Source organism: Marinobacter panjinensis (genome assembly GCF_005298175.1).
GTDB classification, from domain to species: Bacteria; Pseudomonadota; Gammaproteobacteria; order Pseudomonadales; family Oleiphilaceae; genus Marinobacter; species Marinobacter panjinensis.
Window position 1 is genome coordinate 273,903 of sequence record NZ_SZYH01000001.1, and the last position, 12,227, is coordinate 286,129.

Consider the following 12,227-nt stretch of genomic DNA (forward strand, 5'->3'; position numbering starts at 1 on the left):
ATGAAATGACAGCTGTTGCTGAGAAAACCAACCTTCTGGGACTGCCGAAGGCCAAAATGGAGGCTTTCTTCGAATCCCTGGGGGAGAAGAGTTTCCGGGCAACACAAGTGTTGCAGTGGATTCATCAGCGCGGTGCTGATGACTTCGATCAAATGACCAATATGAGCAAGGTGCTGCGGGAGAAGCTGAAGGAAGTGGCCGAGATTCGCGGGCCGGAAGTGGTCTACGATGAATCGTCGAAAGACGGTACCCGCAAGTGGGTCATGCGCATGGATAACGGCAACAGTGTCGAAACCGTGCTGATTCCCGATGGCGAGCGCGGCACCCTGTGTGTTTCCTCACAGATTGGCTGCAGCCTGGACTGTACCTTCTGCTCAACAGGAAAGCGTGGCTTTAACCGTAACCTGACTGCCGCAGAAATTATCGGCCAGGTCTGGGTTGCCCGCAAAGCGTTCATGCCCTTTGAGCCAGGCCCCGATCGCCCGATTACCAATGTCGTGATGATGGGAATGGGGGAGCCGCTGCTGAACTTCGATAACGTGGTTGATGCCATGAACCTGATGATGGAGGATCTGGCGTACGGAATCTCCAAGCGGCGGGTCACGGTGAGCACGTCTGGCGTGGTTCCGGCAATAGACAAGCTGGGCGAGGTTACCGATGTTTCACTGGCCATTTCGCTTCATGCCCCTAATGATGAATTGCGTAACCAATTGGTGCCGTTGAATAAAAAGTACCCGATCTCGGAATTGCTGGCAGCCACCCGCCGCTACCTGGCCCGTTTGCCCGACAAACGCAAGGCGACCATTGAGTACACGGTGATCGAAGGGGTCAATGACCAGCCTGAGCATGCAAAAGAGCTGGCTGTTGTGTTGCGTGGTCTGCCGTGCAAGATCAACCTGATTCCCTTCAACCCGTTTCCGGAGAGTGATTTCCGGCGGCCGAGCATGAACGCCACCCGTCGTTTTCAGACGGTTCTTAATGAAGCGGGGTATGTTGCAACCGTCAGAACAACCCGCGGCGATGATATTGATGCCGCTTGCGGACAGCTTGTGGGCAGGGTGGAAGATCGCACGAAAAGAAGCCAGCGTTACATACAGGTGCACCAGGTCAGTCCATGAACCCGGGTGAGATTTTACCCCTGAAAACAAGAGGAATTGCCAACTGTGACATCTGAACCAGTAAACCGGATCCGGGCCGCATTTGCCATGGTGTTGCTGGCAATGTTTGTCACAGGCTGTGTGACCAACACCGATAGCCGCTTCGCCCGTGAAGCCGACCGGGACAAGGCGGTCAGGAACTACGTTCAGCTGGCGACGGCTTATATCGGTCAAGGTAATCTGGATCGGGCCAGGAGTCACCTTGATAGGGCTCTCGAGATTTCACCCGAGAACCCGGGCGCACTGGCAGCCATGGGGCTGGTCTATCAGTCCGAGGGTGAACCGGAACTCGCAGAGCGTTCTTTCAAAAGGGCTCTGGAGAACGATCAGGACTATACACGTGGACGGGTTTACTACGGCGCCTATCTTTATGGGGAGCGTCGGTTTGAAGAGGCTCGTGATCAGTTCCTCGCAGCTTCCAGGGACACGGGTTATGGCGAGAGAGCGTCGGTATTTTTCAATCTGGGCCTGACTGAAGAGCGAATCGGCAACCTTGAGGGCGCGGTTACTGCCTATCGACGGGCTGTTGAATTGTCCCGTGGCGATGCCAGGTCGCTGCTTGCCCTTTCACGCACGCTGGTGGAGTCCGGGAACTATCAGGCGGCTTCTCGCCATTACAGCCGTCTGACGACTCTGATGCAGCGAAACAAGAACCTTCGCCACTCCCCGGAAAGTCTCTACACGGGAATTCGTATTGCTCACCAACTTGGTGACCGGAACCAGGCGTCAAGCCTGGCGCTGCAGTTGAAGAACAATTTCCCGAACTCTGTCGAATACCAACAATACAGGGTGATGATCGCAAATGGACAGTGATGACACACAACAGCCAGTGGTGAGTGAACCCGCAGGGCAGCAACTCAAGCGCGCGCGGGAGCAGAAGGGGCTGAGTGTCTCGGCTGTGGCTGATGCGCAGCATCTGCGCCCGGCGGTCATTCATGCCATCGAGGATGGTGATTACAGGCAGATCGACAGTGAACTGTTCCTGAAGGGCTATGTCAGAACCTATGCGCGCCAGGTCGATCTGGACCCGGATGCGGTGATCGCGACACTCGACAAGGAACTGGAACCGCTACGGCAGGAAAAAGCGCAGGCGGAAGAATTGAATCCGCTGGTGGATATTGAACGCCGCAGGCGTCAGAAACGCCGGATGGCAAAGCTTCTCTTTTTCCTTCTGGTGATTGCCATTGCGGTTTTCGTTGGTCTTCGTTTTCTGGACAATACGGGCATAACAACGCCTGCACCGGCAGAGCCTGACAGCTCCGATGCTGCACCAGAGACTGTCGAGCCTGAGCCCGACAGCACAGAGACCGTCGAGCCTGAGCCCGACAGCAGCGATGCGTCAGATGCCGCTACGGCTGCGGTGGATCCTGAACCGGTCATTGATGAGCCGACGGTAACGGACGAGAGTGTGCCAGCACCCTCTGAGCAACAGAGGGAGCTCACACTGGCTTCCGATAGTGAGCCCGGTGAGGCGGGCAGGCCAGTTGAGGAGCCTGTGACAGTATCGTCCGATAACATTGACGAGAGCCGGGTGGCGGTAGTCACCAGTGCCCCGGAACCTGCATTTGAGGAAAGCGCGCAACCGAACGCCGCAGTTGGAAGCGCCCGTCTGGAAATGACGTTCAGCGATGAATGCTGGGTTCAGGTGACGGATTCCGCGGGCAATCGTCTGGTGGGCTCTCTGCAGCGGAATGGCGACCGGATCGAAGTCTCCGGCAGGGTGCCTATCGAGGTGATTGTTGGCGCTGTTGATGCCATCGAATCCATACGTTTTGATGGTGAGCCGGTGGATATGTCCGGTTTCCGAGTCGTCAATAATCGTGCTGAATTCACGCTGGATATCTGATTTATGATTCACGAATCTCCGATCAAAAGACGTAAATCCCGCCAGATAATGGTGGGCGATGTTCCCGTAGGCGGGGACGCGCCGATCGCTGTTCAGAGCATGACCAACACCAATACCTGCGATGTGGCTGCAACGGTCGGCCAGATCCAGGCACTGCAGGAAGCCGGTGCTGACATCGTGCGGGTATCTGTACCATCCATGGACGCGGCCGAGGCTTTCGGCAAGATCCGCTCTTTGGTATCCGTGCCGCTGGTGGCAGACATCCATTTTGACCACAAGATTGCGCTGCGGGTGGCTGAGCTCGGTGTGGACTGCCTGCGGATCAACCCCGGCAATATTGGTCGGGATGACCGCGTCAGTGCGGTGATCAGCGCTGCTCGTGACCGTAACATTCCGATCCGGATCGGCGTGAATGCCGGTTCACTGGAGAAAGCCCTGCAGCGCAAATATGGCGAGCCGACCCCCGAGGCATTGGTGGAATCGGCGATGCGCCATATCGACATTCTGGACAAGCACGATTTCCAGGATTTCAAGGTTAGCCTCAAGGCCTCCGAAGTATTCATGACCGTGGCGGCGTATCGTCTGATTGCAAAGCAGATTGAGCAGCCCCTGCACCTTGGTATCACGGAAGCAGGTGGTTTCCGTTCCGGTACCGTGAAGTCGTCTATTGGCCTGGGCATGTTGTTGATGGACGGCATTGGCGACACGATCAGGGTGTCCCTGGCGGCCGATCCCGTGCAGGAGATCAAGGTTGGCTTCGATATTCTCAAGAGCCTGCGCCTGCGTAGCCGCGGCATAAATTTCGTTGCCTGCCCGAGCTGTTCGCGGCAGAACTTTGACGTTATCCAGACCATGAACGATCTCGAGGCCCGCCTGGAAGACGTCAACGAGTCGCTGGACGTGGCCATTATCGGCTGTATCGTCAACGGCCCGGGTGAGGCAAAAGTGGCAGATCTTGGCCTCACCGGCGGAAGCCCGAAGAACCTGTTCTACATGTCGGGCAAGCCCAACCAGAAACTTGATAACGCCAACCTGACCGACGACCTGGAGCGACTGATCCGAGAGGAAGTTGCACGTCGCAAGGAAAAAGAAGACGCGATCATTACCCGCTCGACCGACTGAGTGCAGATCGCCAAATCACTGAAACAGATAAGGTAGTAACTTGGCTAAGATCCAGGCAATTCGCGGGATGAACGATATCCTGCCAGAACAGACGCCGGTATGGCAGTTTGTGGAAAGCACAGTCAGGCGGGTACTTGCGCAATACGGCTATCAGGAAATCCGTATGCCGGTCGTGGAACAGACTGACCTGTTCAAGCGGTCTATCGGCGAAGTGACGGACATTGTCGAGAAGGAAATGTACACCTTCGAAGACCGTAACGGCGACAGTCTGACCCTGCGCCCTGAAGGCACCGCAGGCTGCGTTCGCGCTGCTGAGGAGCACGGCCTGCTTTTCAACCAGACCCGGCGCCTGTGGTATACCGGGCCAATGTTTCGTCATGAACGCCCACAAAAAGGTCGTTACCGCCAGTTCCACCAGATCGGTGTGGAATGTTTTGGCATGACCGGCCCGGATATCGACGCGGAACTGTTAGTGCTGACTGCACGGCTCTGGCGCGAACTCGGGCTGGCTGAGCATACCCGCCTGGAGATCAATTCCATTGGCACATCGGCGGCCCGTCGTGAATACCGGGAGGCCCTGGTGGTCTATCTCTCGGGTTATCGGGATCAGCTGGACGAAGACAGTTTACGCCGTCTGGAGTCCAACCCCCTGCGTATTCTTGACAGCAAAAATCCGCAGACCCAGCAGCTTCTGGCGGATGCGCCCAGGCTGGATGACTATCTCGACCAGGAGTCCGTGGAGCATTTCCGGGAGCTTCGCGCACTGCTGGATGCCTCCGGTGTCCGTTACACCGTGAATCCGCGACTGGTGCGTGGGCTGGATTACTATGGCAAAACGGTGTTCGAGTGGATCACCGACAGCCTGGGCGCACAGGGTACTGTGTGTGCCGGCGGCCGCTATGACGGACTGGTTGAGCAACTGGGCGGCAAACCCACCCATGCCGTAGGATTTGCGATGGGGCTTGAGCGCCTGATTCTGCTGCTGGAGACCCTGGACCTTGTTCCGGCCAGTGCTAACGGCAATGTGGATGTGTATGTGACCGCCATGGGTGATGCGGCGGTGGCACCAGCGCTGGCACTTTCGGAATCACTGCGGTCTGCCTTACCGGAAGCGCGAATAATGAGCCATTGTGGCGGCGGCAGCTTCAAGAGCCAGATGAAAAAGGCGGATCGCAGCGGTGCCCGTTATGCCGTTATTCTCGGGGAGAACGAACTGGCCACGGGCACGGTGGCTCTGAAGCCGCTGCGGTCGGATGAACCACAGCAGGACGTTGGCCAGGCTGAACTTGCCGGCGTACTGGAAGAATTGCTGGGCCGCTGATGGCGGGCCGAAAGGCTACAGGCACAATAACCATTTATTACAGGAGTCATCATGGCTGAAATGCGCACTGAGGAAGAAACGGTCCAGGCAATCAAGGACTGGTGGAAGAATAATGGCAGCTCGCTCCTGATTGGTATTGCTGCGGCACTGGCCATCGTATTTGGCTGGCAGGCATGGCAGAACCATCAGATGCAGCAGCGTACCGAGGCTGCCTCCCAGTTCGCGGACCTGATCAACGCGTACAGCGATGAGAGTGATGAAAACCGCGCCGAGACTGTGGCCTACGTGGCTGAGTCGTTGAGGGAAGAGTACAGCGACAGCGCCTTCGCCATCTACGGTATGTTGATGCTGGCGCGGCAACAGATGATGGAACAGGGTGACCCGCAAGCCGCTATTGAGTCGTTGTCCTGGGCACAGGAAAAAGCGGGTGACTCCGGTCCCCTGGCCCTGGTAATCCGTAACCGGCTGGCCCGCGCCCATTTTGCGGCCGAACAGTACGAAGAAGCCCTCGCCAGGATTGAGAATGTGGACGATGCCGGTACCTTCAGTGCGATTTTCACTGAACTGAAAGGCGATATCCTGTTGGCACAGGGTGACCGCGACGGTGCCCGTGATGCCTACCTGGCTGCCAGGGAGCAAAACCAGCAGGGGCGCAGCGGCATTCTTGAACTCAAGCTATCAGACCTTGGCGTAGGGGAGGGAGCCTGATGCCCCTGTTGTTTAAAGGGCAGATGCGTTCGGTTACTCTGATTGGCCTGTTGGTGGTTGCACTACTGGCCGGTTGCAGCACCACGGATACCTTTGAGCAGCCCAAGCCAGTGCCTGACATCTCCGCCACTGTCGAACTGGAAAGTGTGTGGACCATGGGTGTCGGCGAAGGTCACGACGACAAATTCCTTTATCTGGCACCGCTGAATGCTGGCGACATGCTCTACGCATCATCGGCAGAGGGCGAGATCTGGGCGGTTGATCCGGAAAACGGAGCAGTCGCCTGGTATCAGGATCTGGACGAGGATATCACTGCCGGAGTGGGCGGAGACCAGGGCAACCTTTACCTGGTCACCCGTGATGCGCAGCTGAAAGCCCTGTCGCGGCAGGATGGCACCGAGCTGTGGGAGCAGCCGTTGCCCAACGAAGCGCTGGCTTCTCCGCAGTCGAACGGGCGCCTTGTGGTGGTCCAGACCATTGACGGCAAAGTGCTTGCTTTCAATACCAACGGTGGCGAAAAGGCCTGGCAATACGACAGCAATGTGCCGGTACTGTCCATGAGGGCTGCCGCGTCACCACTGGTGGGTGCAGACCTGGTTCTGGCCTCACTGGCCAATGGCAAACTGATGGCGCTTTCTACCGAGTCCGGGCAACCGGTATGGCAGTATGAAGTAGGCCAGCCCCAGGGGCGTACCGAGCTGGAAAGGCTGGTGGATGTTGCCGGTGAGCCACTGATTCTGGAAAGTGCGGCCATGGTGGTGGGTTATCAGGGCAAGCTGGCCCTGGTTGACCTGCAAAGTGGTCAGGAGATATGGAGCCGGAAGGAATCCAGCCTGCAGTCGCCCATGATTGGTAACGGCAATATTTTTGTCGCCGGCGCCGATGGTAATATTACCGCTTATCGTGGCTCTGATCGTCGGGAATTGTGGGTTCAGGACAGGTTATCCTGGCGCCAGCCTACCCAGCCGATCGTTTATGGAGACTATCTGCTGGTCGGAGACTATGAAGGTTACATCCACATGCTGTCACTGGAGGATGGTAGCCTTCAGGGCCAGCTTGAGTTTGACGACGACGGTTTGCGAGTGCCTTTTCAGCGGCTGCAGAACGGGAACCTTCTGGTTTACGGCAATAGCGGTGAAATGTCTGTTCTTAAAATCCGGGAGCGCGACTGAGCGTTCCTTTCCGGCCATATCGCTGTGAAGCGCTGGCCCTGTTTACTGTGTAGCGAAAGATTATGACCCCTGTAATTGCACTTGTCGGGCGTCCCAACGTTGGCAAGTCGACACTGTTTAACCAGATGACGCGTTCCCGGGATGCGCTTGTAGCGGATTTTCCCGGCCTGACCCGCGACCGTAAATACGGTGAGGGCAATTACGAGGGCCAGCGGTTTATTGTCATTGATACCGGTGGTCTCACCGGCGGCGAGGAAGGCCTGGATGCGGAGATGGCCCGCCACTCCATGCAGGCAGTTGAGGAGGCCGACATCGTGCTGTTCCTAGTGGACGGCAAGGCCGGCCTGAACGGTGGTGACGAGCTTATTGCCGATCACCTTCGTAAAACCGGCAAGCAGGCGCACCTGGTGGTCAACAAGACCGACGGTCAGGACCCGGACATTGCTGCCTCTGATTTCCATGGCCTTGGTTTCCAGTCTACCTTTCTGATCGCGGCTTCCCACAATCGTGGCATCCGTTCAATGCTTGAGGAGCTGCTGCCCTCAGAAGAGGAGCGTGAAGCCCAGGACCGGGCAGATAAATACCCCGGGATCCGGATCGGGATTGTCGGTCGTCCGAATGTGGGCAAATCCACGCTGGTCAATCGTATGCTGGGTGAAGACCGGGTTGTGGTGTTCGACATGCCCGGGACCACCAGGGACAGCGTGTACATTCCGTACGAGCGGATGGATCATCAGTACACGCTCATCGATACCGCAGGTGTGCGCCGTCGCAAGAATGTCAGTGAAACGGTGGAGAAGTTTTCCATCATCAAGACGCTGCAGGCCATCGATGATGCCCACGTGGTTATTCTGGTGATCGATGCCCGGGAAGGGCTGGTGGACCAGGACCTGCACCTGATTGGCTTTGTGCTGGATGCGGGCCGCTCGCTGGTGATTGCCGTCAACAAGTGGGATGGCATGGATCCGGAAGACAAGGTGAAGGTGAAAGAGCAGGTTCAGCGTCGCCTGGATTTTCTCGACTATGCCGACAAGCATTATATTTCTGCGCTTCACGGCTCTGGCGTTGGCGTGATGTACGACTCGGTCCACGCCTGCTACGAATCCGCGATGGCCAAGTGGCCAACGAACCGCCTCACTGCGATTCTTCAGGATGCGACCGCACAGCATCAGCCGCCATTGGTGCAGGGACGCCGCATCAAGCTCCGTTATGCTCACCAGGGTGGTTCCAACCCTCCGGTTATTGTTGTGCACGGCAACCAGACAGATGCGTTACCGGGTGCCTACAAGCGCTATCTGGAGAACACCTTCCGCAAGGTCCTGAAGGTAGTCGGCTCGCCCATCCGCTTTGAGTTCCGCTCCGGTGAGAACCCGTTTGCCAACAAGGTGAGTCGGTTGACGCCCCGCCAGAAGGTCAAGCAGGATAATGACATCAAGAAAGGCCGGCCGGTAAAGAAGAAAGCGAGAATGAAGAGCAAGAAACGCTAGGCCTGCCAGGGCAGGGCTGACCCGTCAGATTAACCCAGCATCCTCTACCTGTTTGGCCTGTACCGCGGTGAGAGCAATGGTAAAGACAATGTCTTCCACCAGCGCGCCCCGGGAAAGGTCATTCACCGGTTTTCTCAGGCCCTGAAGCATGGGGCCGATACTCACCACATTGGCGCTACGCTGAACGGCCTTGTAGGTTGTGTTACCGGTGTTCAGATCCGGAAAGATAAACACCGTGGCCTTACCGGCGACCTTGCTGTTCGGCGCCTTGCTTTTGGCAACGCTCTCGATGGCCGCGGCATCGTATTGCAGGGGGCCGTCAATCAGCAGGTCAGGGCGCCTTTCCCGGGCAATCCGGGTGGCTTCGCGCACCTTTTCCACGTCCTTGCCACTGCCGGATTCTCCGGTGCTGTAACTGATCATGGCTACCACCGGCTCAATACCGAAGGCTTCCGCTGAACCGGCACTCTGGATAGCGATATCGGCCAGCTCCTCGGCGTTCGGGTCGGGGTTAATGGCGCAATCCCCATAGACGACAACCTGCTGCGGCAGCAGCATGAAGAACACCGACGAGACCACCTTGGCGTGGTCGTGGGTCTTGATCAGCTGCATGGCCGGGCGCACCGTGTTGGCGGTGGTGTGCACGGCCCCGGATACCAGGCCATCAGCCTTGTCTTCAGCCACCATCATGGTTCCGAGAACCACATTGTCTTCCAGCATTGCTTCGGCCATATCGGGGGCCAGACCCTTGTGCTGTCGAAGCTTTACCATGGGGGCGATGTAGTCTTTGCGGACCTCGGCAGGATCGATGACTTCCATGTCGTCCGGCAGTTCCAGCCCCTGGGACCGAGCGACATTGGCGATATCATTACGGTCGCCCAGCATGATGCAGTGGGCCAGTTCACGCTGGTGGCAGATAATTGCGGCCTGAACCGTACGCGGTTCATTGCCCTCAGGCAGCACGATGCGCTTGGCCGCGGCCCTGGCACGTTCCGACAGCAGGTAACGGAAAGCCGGTGGCGATAACCGGCTCTGGCGTTCGACCTTCAGGTGCTCCCTGAGCCACTCGGCGTCGATCCGGGTTGCAACGGCTTCCATGGCCTTTTCTATCCGGTCCGGGTCATCCACCGGGATCGCAGGGGAGAGGTTGGCCAGCCGGTGAGCGGTTTCATAGGTATTGGTTTCGGCTCTCATGACCGGAAGCCCGGTTTCCAGTGCACGGCGGCAGAGGTCCACCACTCTGTCGTCAGGCATCAGTCCTCCGGTGAGCATTATGCCGGCCAGGGGCACGCCATTGAGTGCAGCTACCGCCGTGGTCACTATGATGTCTTCCCGGTCTCCCGGTGTAACCATGAGTGTTCCCGGTTTCAGGGTATCCACCATATTGCGAATGGTACGGGCACTGACAGTGACCTTCTGGACCCGGCGAGTGTGCATCTCCCCTTCATGGAGCACTTCCGAATCCATTTCACGGACAATGTCTGATACCCGCGACGCCAGGAGTTCCGGCTGCCAGGGAATGACTGCAAGCAGCCGGTAGCGGCCTTCGCTGAAGACCTTGCAGGCCTTGCCGTAATCAACCGTTTCGTCGGAGGCCCGGGAATTCACCCGTGGAGTAAATTCTGACTCGTCAGGTTCCCCGACTTTGTTGAGAACGACGCCGATGACCTCCGGGTCGGAGGGGCTGGAGAACAGCCGGGCGTAAAAATCCAGTTCTTCATCCAGGGTTTTCGGATCGGTCTGCCCAGGGGTGCTTACCAGCACAACTTCGGAACCCAGATTGCGGGCGACTTCCACATTCAACCTGGCGATATAGGCTTCGGAGCGATCTGGTACCAGGCCTTCAATGATGACCACATCAACCGTCCTGGCTACTTTCTGGTACTCGCCAACGATCGTTTCCAGCAATTGGTTGGCCTTGCCGGTGTTGAGAAGGTTCTGCGCCGTCTTCAGACCCATGGGCTCGGGAGGCTCCAGATGGCTACGGGCCCGAACGAATGCGACAGACGTGTCTTCACCGCGATTATGATGGGCCTCGCCCTCGTGGACTGACTGAGAAAACGGCTTATAGAACCCCACGCTGACGCCCACCCGTTCAAGGGCGCGGAGCAGCCCCAGGCAGACGGAGGTCAGCCCGGAATTCAGGGAGGTTGGCGCAATATAGAGGTTCTTTGCCATGGAGGGCTTCCTGCGTTGATCCTTGGTTAGCCAGGGATACCGGGCCTGGCGGAGGCCAGAGCTTCCCTGGCAATTACAAGTTCTTCGTTGGTGGGAATGACCAGAACACGGAAGCGACTGTCTGCGCCCTCGATATGGCCATCGCTGATGCTGCCGTGATGGTTATTCAACTCGTCGTCAATGGTGAATCCGAACAGGCTCAGGTGCGCCAGTGTTTTTTCTCGCACCAGGCTGCTGTTTTCGCCAATGCCACCGGTGAAAACAAGAGCGTCGAGACGGTTCAGGGAGGCCATCATGGCGCCTATATAGCGGGCGAGCCGGAAGCAGAAAACGTCAATGGCTGTCTGTGACGGTTCATGGCCGTGATCGGCCAGCTCGCACAGTGAGCGCATGTCGTTGGTCTGGCCCGACAGCCCCAAAAGGCCGCTGTCGTTATTAAGAAGGCGGTGAACCTCCCGCGAGTCCACACCCTTTTGGGCCAGGAAATCAAACAGGCCCGGGTCCACATCACCACTGCGAGTGCCCATTACAAGACCTTCCAGCGGCGTCAGCCCCATACTGGTATCAACACTGTTACCGTCACGAATGGCGGTAATGCTGCAGCCATTGCCCAGGTGGGCCGAAATAATGGAGGTAGTGGCGGGTGTTTTGCCCAGAATCCGGGCGGCTTCATTCGCCATAAACTGATGGCTGGTGCCGTGGAAGCCGTAACGCCGAACGCCCCAGTCTTTGTATAACTGCAGGGGAACCGCATAGAGATAAGCTTTGCGGGGCAGGGTCTGGTGGAAGGCGGTATCGAATACTGCCACCTGGGGCGTGCTCGGGAAAAGGGCTGTAGTCGCCTCGATTCCCGTCAGGTTAACGGGGTTGTGGAGCGGTGCCAGGCTTGCACAGTCTTTGATGGCGTCCAGCACGTCTTCGTTGATGAGCGCCGCTGCGCGAAAGGTTTCGCCGCCATGGACGACGCGATGCCCGATGGCTGCCGGTGCGGCATCCAGCAGTCCACTGTCCTGCAACACGGCCACCAGAGCGTTCAGCGCGTCCTGGTGGTCGGCACCGGCTGCAAGCTCAATCCGTTCCGCACGGCCTTTCACCGTGGCGAAGCCATCGTCTGTGCCGAGCCGCTCAGCGAGACCGCTGGCTAACTTGTTCAGCTGTTCGTCAAACAGGGCAATTTTGAGCGACGAGCTGCCACAATTGACGACAAGTATCGTTCCTTCCATGATCCATCCGTTT

General features: G+C 57.8%; 10 protein-coding genes. 8 read left to right on the forward strand and 2 right to left on the reverse strand.

Annotation, left to right across the window (positions count from 1 at the left end; translation table 11 throughout):
* The first annotated feature begins 5 nt into the window (after positions 1–5).
* The 8 genes from rlmN to der all read left to right on the forward strand — a co-directional run bounded on the left by rlmN (position 6) and on the right by der (position 8,813).
* Positions 6–1,118 (forward strand): dual-specificity RNA methyltransferase RlmN, encoded by a 1,113-nt coding sequence (gene rlmN / locus FDP08_RS01285; RefSeq protein ID WP_137434239.1) that lies wholly within the window; start codon positions 6–8, stop codon positions 1,116–1,118.
* Between the two features lie 87 nt (positions 1,119–1,205).
* Positions 1,206–1,970 carry a type IV pilus biogenesis/stability protein PilW gene (gene pilW / locus FDP08_RS01290; protein ID WP_137437184.1) on the forward strand — a complete coding sequence of 255 codons (765 nt, stop codon included), beginning with the start codon at positions 1,206–1,208 and terminating at the stop codon, positions 1,968–1,970.
* Positions 1,960–3,003, forward strand: a complete 1,044-nt coding sequence (locus FDP08_RS01295; protein WP_137434240.1) for a RodZ domain-containing protein — start codon at positions 1,960–1,962, stop codon at positions 3,001–3,003. The genes pilW and FDP08_RS01295 overlap by 11 nt, the downstream gene beginning before the upstream one ends.
* A 3-nt stretch (positions 3,004–3,006) precedes the next feature.
* The gene (gene ispG / locus FDP08_RS01300) at positions 3,007–4,125 is read left to right on the forward strand and encodes a flavodoxin-dependent (E)-4-hydroxy-3-methylbut-2-enyl-diphosphate synthase (RefSeq protein ID WP_137434241.1); all 1,119 of its coding nucleotides are present in this window, start codon (positions 3,007–3,009) and stop codon (positions 4,123–4,125) included.
* 40 nt (positions 4,126–4,165) lie between these two features.
* Positions 4,166–5,446 carry a histidine--tRNA ligase gene (gene hisS, locus FDP08_RS01305; protein WP_137434242.1) on the forward strand — a complete coding sequence of 427 codons (1,281 nt, stop codon included), beginning with the start codon at positions 4,166–4,168 and terminating at the stop codon, positions 5,444–5,446.
* Between the two features lie 51 nt (positions 5,447–5,497).
* Positions 5,498–6,154, forward strand: a complete 657-nt coding sequence (locus FDP08_RS01310; RefSeq protein WP_137434243.1) for a YfgM family protein — start codon at positions 5,498–5,500, stop codon at positions 6,152–6,154.
* The gene (gene bamB, locus FDP08_RS01315; protein ID WP_137434244.1) at positions 6,154–7,326 is read left to right on the forward strand and encodes an outer membrane protein assembly factor BamB; all 1,173 of its coding nucleotides are present in this window, start codon (positions 6,154–6,156) and stop codon (positions 7,324–7,326) included. The genes FDP08_RS01310 and bamB overlap by 1 nt, the downstream gene beginning before the upstream one ends.
* Positions 7,327–7,388: 62 nt before the next feature.
* Complete coding sequence (gene der / locus FDP08_RS01320; protein ID WP_137434245.1) at positions 7,389–8,813, forward strand: ribosome biogenesis GTPase Der; 1,425 nt, start codon at positions 7,389–7,391, stop codon at positions 8,811–8,813.
* A 24-nt stretch (positions 8,814–8,837) separates the two neighbouring features.
* Here the strand turns inward: der and pta are convergent, their stop codons facing one another.
* Both pta and FDP08_RS01330 read right to left on the reverse strand, forming a co-directional pair.
* The gene (gene pta, locus FDP08_RS01325; protein ID WP_137434246.1) at positions 8,838–10,991 is read right to left on the reverse strand and encodes a phosphate acetyltransferase; all 2,154 of its coding nucleotides are present in this window, start codon (positions 10,989–10,991) and stop codon (positions 8,838–8,840) included.
* Positions 10,992–11,017: 26 nt separating this feature from the next.
* A complete protein-coding gene (locus FDP08_RS01330; protein ID WP_137434247.1) occupies positions 11,018–12,214 on the reverse strand; it encodes an acetate/propionate family kinase in 1,197 nt (398 codons plus the stop codon).
* Positions 12,215–12,227: the final 13 nt, after the last annotated feature.